Annotated in this window: 12 protein-coding genes; 6 read left to right on the top strand and 6 right to left on the bottom strand. The window is 68.9% G+C overall.

All coding sequences use genetic code 11. From position 1 onward, the window contains the following. Window positions 1-123 precede the first annotated feature (123 nt). Genes AC6CH2_RS15540 through AC6CH2_RS15520 form a run of 5 tightly spaced genes read right to left on the bottom strand, consistent with a single transcriptional unit; the run spans window position 124 to window position 4,979 of the window. A complete protein-coding gene (locus tag AC6CH2_RS15540) occupies window positions 124-1,350 on the bottom strand; it encodes an ABC transporter permease (RefSeq protein WP_498269998.1) in 1,227 nt (408 codons plus the stop codon). 23 nt (window positions 1,351-1,373) lie between these two features. Continuing rightward, window positions 1,374-2,702, bottom strand: coding sequence for an ABC transporter permease (locus AC6CH2_RS15535; protein ID WP_498269997.1), 1,329 nt, complete (start codon window positions 2,700-2,702; stop codon window positions 1,374-1,376). Between the two features lie 9 nt (window positions 2,703-2,711). Then, window positions 2,712-3,446 (bottom strand): ABC transporter ATP-binding protein, encoded by a 735-nt coding sequence (locus tag AC6CH2_RS15530; protein ID WP_498269996.1) that lies wholly within the window; start codon window positions 3,444-3,446, stop codon window positions 2,712-2,714. Between the two features lie 25 nt (window positions 3,447-3,471). Beyond that, window positions 3,472-3,693, bottom strand: a complete 222-nt coding sequence (locus AC6CH2_RS15525; RefSeq protein WP_498269995.1) for a hypothetical protein — start codon at window positions 3,691-3,693, stop codon at window positions 3,472-3,474. 2 nt (window positions 3,694-3,695) lie between these two features. Then, window positions 3,696-4,979, bottom strand: a complete 1,284-nt coding sequence (locus AC6CH2_RS15520; RefSeq protein WP_498269994.1) for an efflux RND transporter periplasmic adaptor subunit — start codon at window positions 4,977-4,979, stop codon at window positions 3,696-3,698. 188 nt (window positions 4,980-5,167) lie between these two features. Here AC6CH2_RS15520 and glmS point away from each other — a divergent pair, with 188 nt between their 5' ends. Both glmS and AC6CH2_RS15510 read left to right on the top strand, forming a co-directional pair. Beyond that, window positions 5,168-7,000 (top strand): glutamine--fructose-6-phosphate transaminase (isomerizing), encoded by a 1,833-nt coding sequence (glmS, locus tag AC6CH2_RS15515; protein ID WP_498269993.1) that lies wholly within the window; start codon window positions 5,168-5,170, stop codon window positions 6,998-7,000. Window positions 7,001-7,249: 249 nt separating this feature from the next. After that, on the top strand, window positions 7,250-8,644 hold the full coding sequence (locus AC6CH2_RS15510) for an aspartate aminotransferase family protein (RefSeq protein ID WP_498269992.1): 1,395 nt from the start codon (window positions 7,250-7,252) through the stop codon (window positions 8,642-8,644). 141 nt (window positions 8,645-8,785) lie between these two features. Here AC6CH2_RS15510 and AC6CH2_RS15505 read toward each other — a convergent pair whose 3' ends face one another. Continuing rightward, window positions 8,786-10,096, bottom strand: a complete 1,311-nt coding sequence (locus AC6CH2_RS15505; protein ID WP_498269991.1) for an iron-containing redox enzyme family protein — start codon at window positions 10,094-10,096, stop codon at window positions 8,786-8,788. 711 nt (window positions 10,097-10,807) lie between these two features. On the opposite strand from AC6CH2_RS15505, the gene AC6CH2_RS15500 reads away from it, so the two are divergent. From AC6CH2_RS15500 to AC6CH2_RS15485, 4 genes are all read left to right on the top strand, one after another. Next, window positions 10,808-12,007 carry a S1 family peptidase gene (locus tag AC6CH2_RS15500; RefSeq protein ID WP_498269990.1) on the top strand — a complete coding sequence of 400 codons (1,200 nt, stop codon included), beginning with the start codon at window positions 10,808-10,810 and terminating at the stop codon, window positions 12,005-12,007. 416 nt (window positions 12,008-12,423) lie between these two features. Then, window positions 12,424-14,862: a hypothetical protein gene (locus AC6CH2_RS15495; RefSeq protein ID WP_498269989.1), complete on the top strand. Its 2,439-nt coding sequence runs from the start codon at window positions 12,424-12,426 to the stop codon at window positions 14,860-14,862. A 33-nt stretch (window positions 14,863-14,895) separates the two neighbouring features. Beyond that, window positions 14,896-16,680, top strand: coding sequence for a hypothetical protein (locus tag AC6CH2_RS15490; protein WP_498269988.1), 1,785 nt, complete (start codon window positions 14,896-14,898; stop codon window positions 16,678-16,680). Continuing rightward, window positions 16,677-17,360 (top strand): hypothetical protein, encoded by a 684-nt coding sequence (locus tag AC6CH2_RS15485; RefSeq protein ID WP_498269987.1) that lies wholly within the window; start codon window positions 16,677-16,679, stop codon window positions 17,358-17,360. The genes AC6CH2_RS15490 and AC6CH2_RS15485 overlap by 4 nt, the downstream gene beginning before the upstream one ends. Window positions 17,361-17,487 lie beyond the last annotated feature (127 nt).

Raw genomic sequence — 17,487 nt, 5'->3', positions numbered from 1 at the left:
CGGCGATGAGGCGGGGCGCGGGACCCCGCTCCCGACCGGCGTGCGGACGGGCTTGGGATCGCGTCGATTGGGTAGCGGGTGCAACGAGTGAATGCGGCGGTGGAGGCCTTGGGACGCTTGCGCTCAGGCCGATCGCGTCGCCAGCGCCGGCGGCACCAGCGCCGCGCGCCGGGCCGGGCCGTACACCGCGAGTTGCCCGAGCAGCCACAGGCACAGCGCGCCGAGCGGCAAGTAGAGCCCGGGCAGGCGCGGCAGTTCGTAATAGCGCATCAGCGCCAGGTTGATCGCGAACGCCAGGGCCATGCCCAGACCGATGCCGATGCTGGTCAGCAGGAAATTCTCGGTCTGGAAATAGCGCAGGATCTGGCCGCGGGTGGCGCCGAGCGCGCGGCGCACGCCGATCTGCTTGGTCCGCTGCTGCACCCAGAAGCTGGCCAGGCCGACGATGCCGAGCGCGGTCACGATCAGCAGGGCGACGCAGACCGACGCGAGCAGCCAGACCATCGAACGATCGGTCTGGTGGAACTTGTCGCTCATGTTCTCGATGGTGTCGTTGTCCTCGTCGAGGATGCGCAAGGGGCCGTTCTTGCTCAGCGCGGCGGCGGCGCTGGCGAGCACTTCCTGGCGCCGCGCCGGATCGGTGCGGATCAGGTAGATGGCGCTGTTGTAGTCCATCTGGATCGGGAAGATCACCGAGTAATCGGCGCTGGACGCGCCGAAGTGTTCGTTCGGGCGCAGCAGGTGCTCGACCACGCCGACGACCTGGGTCGGCGCCTCGCCCCAACCGTAGAACACCTTGCCGATCGGGTCCTGGCCGGGATACAGCATCTGCGCCAGCGAACGGGTGATGATCGCCGAGGGGATCGGGTAGTCCAAGCCGGGCTCGCGGATCTTGCGGTAGCTGAATACCTCATCGGCGCTGAAGTCGCGGCCGGCGACCAGCTTGAGTCCCATCGTCTTGATGAATTGCTCGTCGCCGAGATAGGTGGTGGCGTTGGTCGTCGGCAAGGGCTGGTCTGGCTTGAGTTCCAGGCCCGAGTTCCACGACGACTGGCCGTAACGCACCTGGTTGGTCACCGTGGCGGCCTTGACTCCGGGCAGCGAGCGCAACACGGCCAAGTCCGACTGGGTCAAGGCGTCGGCATCGCCCTTCTCGTTGATGCCGCCGATCGAGAAACGGATCAGCTCGTTCTCGATCATGCCGCTCGGACGCTGCATGCGGGCGATGCGGTTTTCGATCAGGAACACCGCGTTGCAGATGATCGCGCAGGTCAGGGCGACTTCGAACACGATCAGCGCGGCGGCGGTCTTGTGCCGGCGCAGGGTGGACAGGATGGGGCGGATATCCATGACGAGCCTCGGCGGAAGATGGATCACTGACTCTTGAGCTGGATGGCCGGCGTCACCTGGCAGGCGCGCCAGGCCGGCAGCAGGCCGGCGAGCACGCTGGCGGCGATGGCCAGGAGAAACGTGGCGAGCAACATGGTCGGGTCGAGGCGGGCCAGGGCGGCATAGCTGACCGGTTGCTGGCGCACCGCCCACAGGCCCACCTGCGCCAGCACCAGGCCGAGCAGGCCGCCGGCCAGGCCGACGCTGCCGGCTTCGACCAGGCATTGGGCGAAGATCGCCTTGCGGGTCGCGCCGAGCGCGCGGCGCACGCCGATTTCGCTGGAGCGGCGCAGGAACTTGGCCAGCAGCAAACCGACCGTATTGAGCAGGCAGACCAGCAGGAAGCCGAGCGCGAGCCAGGTCTGCAGGCGCACGTCGGCCGGCACCACGCGCTTGAAGTCCAGCCACTGCATGAGGCCGTCGAGCGCCGGCGCGGTGGGGCGCTCGAAGCGTCCGGCGCTGCGTTGCTGAGCGACGTAGTTCTGCAGATACTGGCGATAGGCCGCGACCTTTTCCGGCGTGCCCAGCTCGACCCAGTAGTTCACCCAGGCGCACTTGGCGTTGATGCTGCGGTTGCCCTCGGCGTCCACGTTGTTGTCGCCCCAGCAATCGATGTTGCCCTGCGAGCTCATGCGCAGATCGCGGCTGGTCGAGAACGGCAGGAACAGGGTCTCGGGCTCGCCGAAGCCGTTGCGGTCGGCCAGGTCGTAGAACTTCGGCTGCGGGTTCCAGTCGCGGATCACCCCGACGATGCGCAGCTCGGTCTGGTCGGCCCACAGAGACTTGCCGACGCTGTTGCCGCCGCCGAACAGTTTGCGGTTGAGCTCGGCGCCGATCACCGCGACGCGGGCGCGGCGCGCGTCGTCCTCGCCGCTCCACGGCCCGCCGTACTCGAACGGCACGGCGAACATCGGGAAGAAGTCGGCCGAGGTGTAGCGCGAGTTCTGGCGGAACGGCGGCAGGCCGTCGCGGCGCGGCTCGATGGCGACATCGCCCGCGCTCATCAGCGCCTGGCGGTCGCCGCGCTTCTCGCGCAACAGCGTCTCGGCGTCGAGGCGGGTCATCTCCTCGTGCGGCTCGGCGCCGGGCGTGTAGCCGGACATCGGGCGCGGCTCGATGCGCGGGCGGAACAAGTGCTCGCTGCGGCCCGGCAGCGGATCGCCGGAGAGCACGTAGAACACGGTCAGGGTGGTCATCGCCGCGCCGATGCCGAGCGCGATGGCGACCACCATCAGCGCGGTCAGCACCCGGTTGCGCTTGAAGCTGCGCAAGGCGAGCTGGAGGTAATAGCCGAACTGGCTGTTTCCGGTCATGGCGACGTCTCAGGCGAGGGTGGCGTCGGCATCGACGGAGGCCGTCGGCATCGGGGCGCGGATCAGCGCCGGCTCGGCCTTCAGGTCGGTGGCCATGCCGTCGACGATGTGGACGTTGCGTTGCGCGCGCGCGGCGAGCTCGGGGTCGTGGGTGACCATGATGATGGTGGTGCCCTGGCCGTTGATCTCTTCCAGCAGTTCCATCACCCCGCGCGCCATCTGCGAGTCGAGGTTGCCGGTGGGTTCGTCGGCGAGCAGCAGGCGCGGCGAGCCGGCCAGGGCGCGGGCGATCGCCGCGCGCTGTTGCTGGCCGCCGGACAACTCGGCCGGGTAGTGCTTCATGCGCGAGCCCAGGCCGACCTGGGTCAGCGCCTGCTCGATGCGCTGCCGGCGCTCGGCGGCCGGCATGCGCCGATAGCGCAGCGGCACGTCGCAGTTGTCGAACAGGTTGAGATCGGGAATCAGGTTGAAGCTCTGGAAGATGAAACCGATCTTCTGGTTGCGCAGGCGCGAACGCGCATCGTCGGACAGGCCGCGCACGTCCTCGCCGTCGAGCAGGTACTCGCCGCCGCTGAAGGTCTCCAGCAGGCCGGCGATGTTGAGGAAGGTGGTCTTGCCCGAGCCCGAGGGGCCGGTCACCGCGACGAATTCGCCGTCGCGCACGTGCAGGTCCAGCGAGCGCAGGGCGTGGGTTTCGACGAGTTCGGTGCGGTAGACCTTGGTGACCTGGCGCATGTCGAGCATGACGTGTTTCCTTTGGCGTTGGGCTTCAGCGGATCGCGAACATCGGCAGCGCGCACGCGGCCAGGTAACGATGCATGCGCGCCGGGCGGCGCGGTGCGGCTTGGTTGGCGCTGCGCGCGTCGCCGGCATCGCGGGCCTGATCGAAATCGATCAGCTGATGCAGGCGCAGCGGCACCGCGTCGGTCAGCTCCTGCGAGCTCCACAGCGGGGCGAACGGGAAGTCGGCGGCTTGGTGTTGGGTATGCATGATCATTCTCCACTGATGCGGACGGTTTCGGCGTTTTCGAACTGGTCGCTGCCGGAGACGACGACACGCTCGCCCGGTTGCAGACCTTCGAGGATTTCCACGGCGTTGAGGCTGCTCACGCCGGTGCGGATGGGACGGCGGGTGGCGACGCCGTTGGCGACGACATAGGCGCTGTTGCCGCCGGCCTGCTCCAGGAACGGGCCGCGCTCGACCATCAGGGCGTCGCGGCGGGTGTCCAGGACGATGCGCGCGCTCAGGCGCTGGCTCTGGCGCAGTCCCGGCGGCTGCTTGCCGGTGAAGCGCAGGCGGCTGACCACCTCGCCGCCGACGACCTCGGGCGAGACCGCGGAGATCTGCGCCGCGAACGGCTGGCCGTTGCCGCTGGTGACCTGGGCCGGAATGCCGATCGCCAGGTCGCGGGCGAAACTTTCCGGCACCTTGATCTCGACCTCGAACACGCTCAGGTCGACCACGCTCAACACCGGGTCGTTGATCGCGACGTTGGCGCGCTGGGCGACCTGGACCTGGCCGACCTGGCCGTCGAACGGCGCGCGCAGGGTCAGGGCTTCGACCTGGCGCTGCGCCTCGACCACGATCGCGCGCTGGCGATCGGCGAGCAGCCGCTTGTTGCGGGTGTCCAGGGCGGCGCTGCGGCCCTGGCGGCCGAGGTCGCCCTGGGCGTGGCTCAGGCCGATGTCGGACTTCTTCAGATCGTCCTGGGCCTTGGCCACGTCGACCTTGGCGACCGCGCCGCCTTCGAAGGCGCGCTGGTAGCGCTCCAGGTCGCGCAAGGCGGCGACGCGGGCGATCCGGGCCTGGTCGAGTTCCTTGCGCGCGGTCGAACGCGCCAGCTCGGCGTCGAGTTCGGCGCGGCTGGCCTCGGCTTCCAGGCTGGCCAGGGTGGCCTGTTCCTGGGCGAGCTTGCTGCGCAGCTCCGGGCTGTCGATCTCGGCCAGCACCTGGCCCTTGCGGACCACATCGCCGGCGACGACCTTGAGGTCGACCGAACCGCCGGCGATCGCATACAGGATCGGGCTGTTGGCGGCGATCACCCGGCCGTCGGCGGCGATGTCGCGGACCAGTTCGCCGCGCTCGACCTCGGCGATGCGCAGGCGCGTGGCGTCGACCGAGCGGCCGCCCGCGCTCCAGCCCGACAGCAGCCACGCACCCGCGCCCAGCGCGAGCACGCCAGCGCCGGCGCCGAGCAGCCAGCGGCGGCGATGCCGGCCCTGCACGGTGGCGGTGGCGACGCGGTGGTCCTGCGCAGAAGTGTCGCGGATGCTCATTTCGGTGGGACTCGGGCTTGGCGGTTTATCCATAACCCAAGCACAACGCGTGCCAACTGCAAGTCTTTGATTTTTAAAAGGCGGACACCGCCGTCCGGGTGTCCGGCCGGACGGACAGTGCGTCCGCCGGACGTGTCCGCCACGGGGCGCGGATAGAATGCGGACATCCCCCAAGGAGTTGCCCCAGCATGTGCGGAATCGTAGGTGCGATCGCAGATCGTGACGTGGTACCGGTTTTGATCGATGGCTTGAAGCGACTGGAATACCGTGGCTATGACTCGGCCGGCATCGCCGTGTTCGACGGCGCCGACCTGCGCCGCGTGCGCCGGACCGGTCGCGTCGGCGAAATGGAAGCGGCCGCCCAGGCCGAAGGCTTCAACGCCTCGGTGGGCATCGGTCACACCCGTTGGGCGACCCACGGCGGCGTCACCGAAGCCAATGCGCATCCGCACATCAGCTTCGGCGAACTGGCCGTGGTCCATAACGGCATCATCGAAAACCACGACGAGCAGCGCGAGCGTTTGCGCGCGGCCGGCTACAGCTTCGAGTCGCAGACCGATACCGAAGTCATCGCCCATCTGATCCACTTCCACCAGTCGCAGGGGGGCGACTTGTTGGCGGCGGTGCAGGCGGCGGTGCGCGAGCTGGTCGGCGCCTATGCCATCGCCGTGGTCAGCAAGCGCGAACCCGACCGCATGATCGCCGCGCGCATGGGCTGCCCGCTGCTGATCGGCCTGGGCGAGGGCGAGAACTTCGTCGCCAGCGACGTCTCGGCGATCCTGCAGGCCACGCGCCGGGTGATCTTCCTCGAAGAAGGCGACACCGCCGACATCACCCGCGCCCAGGTGCGCGTGTTCGACGGCAACGGCGCGGCGATCGAGCGCGAGGTGCACGTTTCCGACGTGTCGCTGGCCTCGCTGGAACTCGGCCCGTACCGCCACTTCATGCAGAAGGAAATCCACGAACAGCCGCGCGCCATCGCCGACACCATCGAGGCGGTGATGGACGACGGCAAGTTCTCGCCGGAGTTGTTCGGCGCCCAGGCCGAATCGGTGTTCGCCGGCGTCGAGGGCGTGCAGATTCTCGCCTGCGGCACCAGCTATTACGCCGGCATGACCGCGCGCTACTGGATCGAAGCCATCGCCGGGCTGCCGTGCCAGGTCGAGATCGCCAGCGAATACCGCTACCGCGCCGCGGTCGCCAATCCCAAGCAACTCATCGTGACGATTTCGCAGTCCGGCGAAACCCTCGACACGATGGAAGCGTTGAAGTACGCCAAATCGCTCGGCCACGACAAGACCCTGTCGATCTGCAACGTGCCGGAAAGCGCGATCCCGCGGGCGAGCCAGCTGGTGTACTACACCCGCGCCGGCGCCGAGATCGGCGTGGCCTCGACCAAGGCCTTCACCACCCAGTTGGTGGCCCTGTTCATCCTCACCGCGACCCTGGCCAAGCAGCACGGCAGGCTCTCGGCCGAGCAGGAAGCCGAGTTCATCGATGCGCTGCGCCACCTGCCGGGCAGCATCCAGCACGCGCTCAACCTGGAACCGCAGATCACCGCCTGGGCCGACCGCTTCGCGCCGAAGCAGCACGCGCTGTTCCTCGGCCGCGGCGTGCATTACCCGATCGCCCTGGAAGGCGCGCTCAAGCTCAAGGAAATCTCCTACATCCACGCCGAAGCTTACCCGGCCGGCGAGCTCAAGCACGGCCCGCTGGCCCTGGTCGACGCCGACATGCCGGTGGTGGTGATCGCACCCAAGGACAGCCTGCTGGAGAAGGTGAAGTCCAACATCCAGGAAGTGCGCGCGCGTGGCGGCGAGATGTTCGTGTTCGCCGACCTCGACAGCCACTTCGGCGAGTCCGAGGCGGTGCACGTGATCCGCACCCCGCGCCACGTCGGCGTGCTGTCGCCGGTGGTGCACGCGATTCCGGTGCAGTTGCTCGCCTACCACGCCGCGCTCGCGCGCGGCACCGACGTCGACAAGCCGCGCAACCTGGCCAAGGCGGTCACGGTCGAGTAAGCGCATCGTCACGGCGCAGCGCCCGGGGCCGCCCGGGCGCTGCGCCGCGTTGCGGTCCGGGCCCGTGGCGGCATCCCCATCCCGGTATCACGGGCAACCGGAGGAGGCTTTCCCAGGCGGCGGGAAACTGTTGAAGTAGCGACGCACCGCGCTGCACCGGTCGAGCCGTGCGCCGGCGCACGATAGTCGTCGCCGGGCGATGCGAACCTCGCCGGGCCCTGTCCCCGCTTCATCGGAGCCGATACCAGGATGACCGATACCGAGACCCAGACCGAACAGACGGCGGCTGCCGCGGCGACGTCTGCCGCTGGAACATCTGCGGCCTACCGGAACGACCGCGCCCATGTCGTGCATTCGTGGTCGGCGCAAGCCTCGCTGGACCCGGTGGTCGTCGCCGGCGGCAGCGGTTCCCGCTTCTGGGACGAGAGCGGCCGCACCTGGCTGGATTTCTCCAGCCAGTTGGTCAACGTCAATCTCGGCCATCAGCACCCCAAGCTGGTCGCCGCGATCCAGGCGCAGGCCGAGCGCCTGTGCACGCTCGCGCCCTATCACGCGAACGAAGCCACGGCCGAAGCGGCGCGGCTGATCGCGCAAGCGGCGCCCGGCGATCTGAACAAGGTGTTCTTCACCAGCGGCGGCGCCGAAGCGGTGGAGAACGCGGTACGCATCGCCCGGCATCACACCGGTCGCGTCAAGGTCCTGTCGGCGTATCGCAGCTATCACGGCGCGACCGCCGGGGCGATATCGCTGACCGGCGATCCGCGCCGATGGGGCGCCGAACCCGGCATGCCCGGGACGGTCAAGTTCTGGGGGCCGTATGCGTATCGCTCGGCCTTCCATTCCGATTCCGAGGCGCAGGAATGCGAGCGGGCGCTGGCGCACCTGGCCGACGTGCTCATGGTCGAGGGCCCGCACACCGTGGCGGCGGTCGTACTGGAGTCGGTGGTCGGCGGCAACGGCGTCCTGGTTCCGCCGGACGGCTACCTGCGCGGCGTGCGCGAACTGTGCGACCGGCACGGCATCGTCATGGTGGCCGACGAGGTCATGGTGGGATTCGGGCGCTGCGGCGAGTGGTTCGCGATCGATCGCTGGGGCGTGGTGCCGGACCTGATCACCTTCGCCAAGGGCGTCAACTGCGGTTATGTCCCGCTGGGCGGGGTGATCATCAGCGAGCGCATCGCCCAGACCTTCGCTCACCGCGTATTCCCGGGAGGCCTGACCTATTCGGGCCATCCCCTGGCCTGTGCGGCCGCCGTCGCCTGCCTCAACGTGTACCGGGAGGAAGGCCTCATCGAGCGCGTTCGCCGCCTCGGCGAGGAGCTGGTGCGGCCCGCGCTGGAACAGCTCAAGAGCCGGCATCCGTCGATCGGCGAGGTGCGCGGCCTCGGCATGTTCTGGGCCTTGGAACTGGTGCGCGATCCGGCCAGCCGCGAACCGCTGGTTCCGTACAACGCGACCGGCGCCGACAACCGGCCCATGGCCGAGTTCGCGGCGGCGTGCAAGGACCGGGGGCTGTGGCCGTTCGTCCATTTCAACCGAGTCCACATCGCGCCGCCGCTCAACATCAGCGAAGCCGATCTGCTTACGGGGTTGGACATCGTCGACGAAGCCTTGAACGTGGCCGACCGTTATCTGGCCCAGTAGCCGGGCGTCGGCCGAGCGCTGGCCGAGTAATAGGCGAGTCTTTGGCCGAGCTCCATCCGCGCTCCGTGCAGCGCACGAACCAGAGACGTCCTGCCGCAGAAGAAGGAAGCCCGCGGATACCGGGCTTCCTTCCACGCCGCATCAGGCGGTGGCGGCTTTCTCCACCAGCGCATCGAGGCCGAAGATGTCGCGGGTGCTGTTGGAGAAGATCACCGAGAACACTTCGTCATGGTTGCGGAAGGCCTTGAACTCGAGCGAGTTGCCGCTCGGGTCGCTCAGGAACATGGTCGCGTGTTCGCCGGGCAGGTCGCGCATGCGTACGTGCGGCGGATCGATGAACGCATGCCCCCGCGACTTGATGCGGTCGGCCAGCGAGCTCCAATCCTTCCAGTCGAGGTTCACTCCGAAGTGCGGCACCCGCACGGTCTCGCCGTAGAACGCGGACCCGAAGGAGGTGTCGGCGCCCTCGCTGCCGCCGGGTGTCTGGTGGATGACCAAGTGATGACCGTAGAAGTCTAGGTCGATCAAGTTCCTGGTCGACCGGCCCTGTTTCGCGCCGAGCACGTCGCAATAGAACTGGCGGGCTTGTTCCAGGTCGTGCACGCCGATGGCCAGATGGAACTGACGGATGGCCCCGCCGCCGTGGTCGCCGGCCGGCTTCAGGACGATTTCGCCGACCGCGGCGCGTTCGGCGGCGTCGTGGCCTTCAGGCATCGTCGCAGCGTCCTGGATGTTCTGCCAGAACGCGGTCCAGGCGGTCATGCTGTCGCAGAAACCGTCCTGCAGCGCTTCGACGCTGCCGCTGTCCATGGACGCGATCTCGTCGCTGATGAGCTTGCGCAGGTTCTCGCGATGGGCGATGTCGTGCTCGCCGACATGCAGTTCCCAGAACTTCCAGGCGATCGTGTCCTTGCGCTGTTGGATGTAGGGGTTGCGCAGCAAATGCTCGTACAGCCGGGCGAGATAGATCTGGCAGACGCACTCGCCGCCCATGCCGCGCAAGCCGATGCCGTAGGCCGTGCTGTAGCCGGGGTCCATCAGGTTGGAACGGGCCTGGTCCAACAATGCGATGTTGCCGGCCAGCGCCATGCCGTCGAGCGGCGGGTGGGCGATCCCGAGGCTGCTCAGGAACTCGTCGTACAACTCCGGATGCGCTTGGGTGTGGTCGCCTTCGCCCAGTTCGTCGAGGAGAATGTCGGCGAGGAAACTGCGCATGCGGCCGGGCTGCAATCTGGCGATCAGCAGCGCGATGTCGGCGATGTAGTAGACGGTGAAGTAGCGGTACTGCACCAGCAGCGAGAACAGGCGATCCGGGCTGGCGGTTTCGACGAAGGAGAACATGTCCTTGGCTTGTTCGACGGTCGTATCCTGCAGATCGTCGGCGAGTTTCCAGAATTGATCGATGTCGACGACTTTGGTGGAACACGGCTGTGGTGGCGAAACAGTCTTCATCTTTTGGTCCGTCCTGTAATGGCAACAGTGGATGACTTGGATTGCCCGGGCCGCGGCCGATCCCCGTGCTCGCCGTGGCCCGCTCGATCGGGTGCCTGCGGCGTGGGGCCGCCGTGCACCCGTTTTGCTTCGATAGCCTTCGCCTGCGACAAAAGGCCGTTCGTGATCGCGATGAAGGTCACACGATGGGCCGGAGCGGATGCGCGGCAAGTCACGTTATCAAGGCATCGCAGCACGTTCTGCGACGCCGGGAGCGTTCGGCGAGAACGCAGCGTCGGTTGAACCGCTGCGGTGCGAAATTCGCACGCACCGGGCTCGTCGTTTATCGAAACGTCGGCTCGTCGCAGCCGCCGCGACTGGCGACGCGGTCCTCGATCGGGTGAGCTGAACAGGGGAGCGTTCGACGCAGCGTTTCGGCCCGGCCGGGCCGCGCCTGTCGCAGCGAAGATGCGATCGTTGCGCCACGCGGAGCCTTCGGACGAGCGCGCGCAGCGCGATGCGGGGTTTGCTTCTACAGCCGGTGCTGCGTAGCCGGCGCTTGCCGGTTTGTGATGCGGTGGCGGATGCCGCTGTGACTCGCGCAACTGCATCGCCCGCGCGGATGCGGTTAGCTGGGCGCGTCCGTCGAATGCACTCGTCCGACGACATTCGCGACGGACCGCGACCGCGGCAGAGCGCGCGGCTGGATGTTCTCAAACCAAAGGAGATGGTATGTCGATCGTTCGAGACTGGCTGGACCGGACCGGTGCCGGCGTTGTGGTGTCGACCTTGCTTTGCTGCGCGGCGTTCAGCGCGGGCGCTTCGGAGATGAAGGCCAATGCGGAGATGCTCAGCGCCGCCAAGCGCGATCTGGGCTTGTCCGCGATCCAGGCCGCCCGCTGGCTGCAACTGCAGGACCGGGCGCCGGCGACGGCGGCGCTGGCGCAGCGGCGCCTCGGCGCGCATTACGCGGGCACCTGGATCGAACGCGGGGACAAGGATGAAGTGCGATTGGTCGTCGCGACGTCCGATCCGCGCTCCCGGCTCATGCTTGAGGGCGCGCAAGTGCGCCCGGTGCGTTACAGCCTGGCCGAGCTGGAAGCGGCGAAAGCGCGACTGGACCGCAGCGCGCAGGCGCGAGTGCCCGGCATCAGCCGGCCGCTCGACGGTGTGCACGCCTGGCATGTCGACCCGGCCAGCAACTCGGTGCTGATCAGCGTCGCGCCGGATCGGATGGAGCGTGCGATCGACTTCGCCGCCGTCAGCGGCGCCCCCAGCGGTCTGCTGCGCTTCACCGCCATGGAGGGCGCGCCGCAAGCGACTGCGTCGGTCTATACAGGTCGCGCTTACCAGAAGAACGGCGCGCCGTCGTGCTCGGTCGGTTTCTCGGTACGGCAAGGCGCGACCAAGGGCTTCGTCACCGCCGGCCATTGCGGGACGGTGGGCGAATCGATCTGGCTCGACGGCGCGCCTGCCGGCTACATCGCGGCGTCCGAATTTCCGGTGGCCGACCGGGCCTGGGTGGCCCTCGGCGCTCAGCACGACGTGCTGCCGTGGGTGAGCATTTACGCCGGCGCGTATTTTTACGTGCGGGGCAGTAACGAGGCCCACTACAACGCGATCGTCTGTCGCTCAGGGTGGAAGACCGGCTATCACTGCGGCCTCGTCATCGCCAAGAACGTCAGCGTGAACGTCGTGGGCAGCGCGGGCGGCGGCATCGTCTATGGCCTCACCCAGACCAATGCCTGCGCCGGCTTCGGAGATTCCGGCGGCGGCTGGATCGACGTGTACGAGCACGCGCAGGGAGTGACCTCCGCCGCCAACATCCTTCCCGGCGCGGAGCACAATTGCGGCCAGTTCCTGGCGGCGACCTGGTTCCAGCCGGTGAATCCGATCCTCGAGCAGTACGGGCTCAGCCTGGTCACGCTGTAAGCGGTATTCGCGATCCGCCGCCGCATGCCGCGCGCGGCAGCGTCCTCGATCAGCCGCGTCGCCGGCCGACCGGTGGCGGTCTAATGAGCGCTCGCGGTTGCCCGCAGCGCGGTTCTGCGCTGCGACGTCATCGCAGGTCGTCGCGTCGCCAAAAAACGGAAGCGCCTGGCGTTCCCGTTTTTTTCGCCCGCATCCGGATCGCGGCCCGATGGGGCCGTGGTCTCTCCTCGCCGGTCGCCTCGCCGGATGCGCGAGACGGCGAATCCGTTTCATCCATGCAACGTCCTGCGCCGCGCAGACGCCGCGTTGTATTGCAGGTGATGGGCGCCATGGGCGCACTCAACCGATACCCAGGACCCGGCGAGGCAGGACCGCTCGCCGGACAGCGTCCCGACGCTGACTTCAAGGAGAACCGCATGCCGCCGGGCCGTCTGCTCAACCTCAACCAAATCGTCGCCGGGGTGCGCCCGGCTGTCGCGGTCGCTCCCGCCAGGCCGATCAAGATCGCCGCGCCGATCGCCGCGCCTGCGGTGGCAGCGCCTGCTGTCGTCGCGCCCGCGGTCGTGGCGCCCACGGTAGCCGCCGAAGTCGTCGCACGCCCCGCGGTGATGCCGGCGATGCGGATCAACCCGGCACTGTTGCGTGCGCAACCGGCGATCATCGCCCAGCTCGAGGGCCGCACGGTGCGGCCGCGCTTGAACGATCTGCGCCCGGGGCTGTTTCCGATCAAGGCCGACGCCGGTTTCGTGCGCTCGCAATCGCCGCATCCGATCAGCCCGAGCGCCGCGCCCGACGACCGCTGCCTGTTCGAGGACCCGCACAACCCGCAGCAGCGTTACTGGCTGCCGCGTTATCGGGTGCGCAACGAGGGCGGCCGCTACGAGATCAAGGTCGCACAGGCCCAGGACGGCCTGTGGGCGGTCAGCGTGGCGGTGGAAACCTATCCCGCTGTCGAGATCGCCGATGCCGCGCGCAGCGCGCAGATGTTGCCGATCGCGCGCAGCGCGGTGATCAGCTACCGCGCCGCCGGCACCGCGATCGAGCAACGCTTGCCGGTCGGCGAGTTGATCGACGACCCGCGCGGCGGCTGCGTGGCCATGTTGCGCCTGAGCCTGGCCGAACGCGACGCCTTGTTGCGCGCCTTCATGTCGAGCGAGTCGCAGGCGCGGTTGCTGGTCTCGCGCGGCTACACCGTGGCGGTGCCGCTGCCGCCCAGCCCGGCGCCGGATGCGCCGAAACGCCAGCTGATGATGATCAAGGGCCAGATGCTGCTGTCGCGCGCGCCGCAGGCCAGCGTGTCGGCGGCGGCCCTGTCGCGCATGCCGGCGGCGAGCCTGCGGGTGGCGCCGGCGCCGACGGCCAAGTCTGCCAGGCCGGCGATGATGCATCCGGCGCTGATCGCGCGCGGCGCGGCGATGCCGGGCATGCGCATGCACATCAAGCGCCGCGGTTTCGACGGCGAGCCGATCATCGTCCAGCCCGAGCCGGAGCCGCGGCCCGAACCCCAGCCCGAACCGCAGCCAGCGCCGGAACCGCGCTACGAGGTGTCCAACCAATCGCAGGACTGGGCGATCGCGCTGTTCTTCGATCCGGTGCTGCATCCCTATCTGTACCCGTCCGGTGCCCAGCCCGGGCCGGCGGCGCCGCGCTGGGTGGTGCATTCGCTGCGCTATCCGGCTAGCGGCGGCCGCAGCCACGCTTACTTCCAGGACATGAGCGATCCTTCGCGGATCTATTACCTGCCCGATGCGTTCAAGCTCGCGCGCCGCAGCGAGGCGCCGCATGCGCCGTCGCTGGCGTTCCGGATCGACCAGGGCACCGACGCCGAAGACGCCAAGGTCGACCTGACCTGCGAGGTGCGTCCGGTCACCGACGGCGAGCGCCTGCTCGCCGCGCGCCGCGAACTGGCGAGCAAGGTGCCGGCCAGCGCCGACAACCCGCAGCGCGAGTTCGATCTGCGCCTGCTGCGCGCCAGCTCGACCCTGCAACTGGCGCTGATGCGCGATGGCGCGATCCGCTCCGAGACGGTGCCGGCGACGATCGACTGGGACAACGGTTTCACCGTCAACGAGCGTTTCGCCTTCGACGACTTCCAGGAAATCTTCGCGGTGCTGATGTCGTTGTCGAACTCCAACCTGCTGCAAGGCAGCGTGGTGGTGTCGACCGGCATCAACGAAAACGTGATGGTGCCGGTCAAGCTCAACTTCGCCGACATGGAAGGCGAACTGTTTCAGTCGATCGAAACCCCCGATCCGAACACCGGCGCGGTGGCGGTGCGCCTGCTCAACGCCACCGAGAGCAAGCTGCGCATCGCCCGCCTGCCGACCTGGATCACCCGCGGCGAAGGCCTGGTCGAAGGCCGCATCGAGGGTCTGGACCTGAGCCAGCCGGTCGAGATCGCACCCGAGCAGGGCATCGATTTCGTGGTCCAGCCGACCGCCGCGCTCAGCGGCAGCGCGCCGGCCGATGCGATCTTCAACACCGCCTCGGTGCGCAGCATTCCCGACGGCGAGGCGATCATGAAATACACCCTGGACGAGACCATCGACCAGGAGACGGTGCGCCCGGTGCGCTTGATGACCACGCCGGAAATCCTGCTCAACGCCGGCCAGGCCGCGGGCGAGATCGCCAGCATCATCGTCGAGTTCCGCGGCAACAAACGCGCCGTGCTAGACGCGGCCAACCTCGCCGTCGACGTCGACGTGCCGGTGCCGCTGATGGACATCCTGTTGCGCCGCGACAGCGAAGGCTTCTACGAATACCGGCAGACGGTGGTGTACAAGTCGGGCCAGCGCCTGCCGAGCACGCCGTGGTGCCGCACCGACGAACCCGCCGTGCTGATCGCGGGGGCTTGAGCGATGTCGCTCTCCGGTCGCCCCGATTGGCGCATGCCGATGCAGGTCGGCGAACGCATCGCGTTCGCCGCCTACGAACGCCCCGGCGCGTTCCAGTTGCCGCCGGTGGCGCTCGCCGCGCAGGGCGCCGGCGGCGAGCCGCCGCTGCGGCTCGACATCTTCCAGCAGGACCGCGGCCAAGCCGGGCTGGAGCGCTTCTCGATCCTGTCGATCGCCTTCGCCGCCGACTTCGGCCTGGAGCAGGCGCGCGGCGCCGCGTTCGACGCCGGCCAGCACCTGGTCTTGTCGGCGCTGCCGAACGAAGGCGGCTGGCTGCGCCTGAGCGCGGTCGAAGCGCTGGATCTGCCGCCCTCGCTCGGCGAGCTATTGCCGCTCGACAGCGCCAGTCTCGGCTCGATGGGGCTGGCGGTGCGACTGGACAGTGCCGCGACCGATCTGTTCGTCGCCGCCCTGCAGCGCGGCCTGCTCGCGGTCAACGGCCAGGCCTGGCTGCGCGTGCGCGGCGTGGCCGATCGCCTGCCGCTGACACTGGATTTCGATCCGGCCGCGTTGTTGGCGGCGATCAGGGGCCTCGGCGGCGGCGCTGCCAGCGTGGATCTGGACCTGCTGCGCCGCCGATTGATCGAAGCGCCGCAGAGCATGGGCCTGGGTCTGGCCGCGAGCTCCGGCGATCTGCTCAAGGAGCCGCTCGCCGATGCGCTGATCGACCGGATTGTGACCCGTTACGCCACGTTGCTGCCGTCGCCGGCCGACGCCGCCACCGGCGTGCGCGCGGTCTTCGACGCCGCGGCGATGACCAGCGGTTCAGTGCGGTGGAACCTGTCCGAACCGGTGCTCGCGCCGCGCTTGTTCGCGGTCGAGGCCGACCCGCTCGGCCCGCTGCGCTCCATGCCGGCGGCGAGCCTGCACGACACGGTGGTGCGCCGTCACGATGTGCGCAGCCTGAGCAGTGGTTGGCGCGCGCTCACGGTGCGGCCGAACCTGCCGGAGCGGCGCATCGGCATCGTCCAGGCCCAGGTCGACGTGCAGGTGCCGGCCAAGCCGCCGGCGCGCATGTTCACGATCAAGGCCTCGGCCCGGCTCGCCGCCGCGGATCGCCCGACCACCCTGGACCTGCGCCTGTCGCCTAAGGAAGAACTCAACTACGCCTGGCAGGCCACGGCGTTGATGCTGTCGGACGGACGCGCCGAAACCATCAAGGGCCCGCTGCGCCATTCGACGCGCGAGCATCTGTTGGTCGCGGCGGACGATTTCGGCCTGCGGTTCGTGCCGGTCGAAGCCGAGCCGGTGTTCGTCGAGCAGGCCGACATCGAGGTCGAGTGCCAGGGCCTGCGCAAGGGCAAGCCGTGGTCGGCGCGCGCCAACCTGGACCGCGCCTCGGCCAGCTTCGCCTTCGCCATTCCGGCCGACGTCGAGCAGGCGACCATCCGCGCCGTTGCGCGCGCGCGCAGCGACGGCACCCTGCGGGCGATGGCGCCGGTCGAGGCCGAGCCGCTGCGCCTGGACGCCTTCAGCTTCGAGGGCAGCGGCTCGCGCGAGCTGGCCCTGCATTGCGAATTCGACGACGGCGCGCCGCAGCGGGTGATCGAGATCGCCCCCGAAGACGCCGTCGACCAGCCTGCGCGACGCAGGCAGGTGAGATTCACCCGCAGCGCGCCGCAGGCGCAGTGGACCTGGCTGTCGCTGTCGCCGTTCCGTTCCGGCTATCGCTGGCGCTGGTCGGCGCAAGCGCCCTGGTCCGAGGTGCTGCAACCCGACACGCCGCTGCGCTTGCACAGCAGCGACGCCCCAAGGACGACGATCGGAGAACGCACATGAGTGCCGGCGACAGCAGCTATCAGTACGAAGACATTCTCGGCGTGTGGGTGGCGCCGGCCGACGAAGCGGCGAGCTGGCATTACCGGGCGCGTTCGCCGGGCTTGGCCAGCGGGCCCGACGGGCGGCCGCAGTTCACCCTGATGAGCGCCGGCAGTGTGGTGATGCTGGCGCTGACCAGCGCCTGGGGCGTGCCGGCGGCGACCTTGGATGCGATCCGGGTCGAACTGGCCGCGCGGGCGCAATTGCCGCTGGAGCGGGTGACGCTGCGCCAGGCGCCGGTGACGGTCGAGGGCGCCAGCCTGCTGCTCGGCGACGGCCATGGCGCGTACGTCGCGCTGGCCTACAGCGAGTCCTCGGGCGTGCCGCCGTACCACGCCGCGTTCAACCTCATGCTCGACGGCGAGCAGGCGGCGAAGGTGCGCAAGGCCTTGCAAGGCGAACACGGCTGGATGGCGGTGCGCTACACCGTCGCCGATGCGGCGCCGATGCGGCGCAGTGCCTCGAGCTACCAGAGCGAATCGGCCGAGGTCGATCTGTCGCTGCGCTCGGACCAGAGAGACGAAGCGATCAGCGCCGGCCGATATCGGCAAAGCCGGGTCGAAAGCGAAGACGCCGGCGAGGCCGGCGATGCGCAGCAGTACACGGCCGACGCCGCCGACTGGGGCCTGCCGCGCAGCTAGGTTTGCGGGCCGGTCGCCGTCGTGCGCGGCGGCCGGCCCGGGTTGGGATCGGCCCGCGGCCGCGAACGCGCTCAATCGCGCCGTTCGCGGTGCGGTTCGGGTCCGCTGAAAGACGCGCATTGCGTCG

Source organism: Lysobacter sp. GQ73 (assembly GCF_059758755.1).
This window is presented reverse-complemented; position numbering and strand designations above follow the sequence as displayed.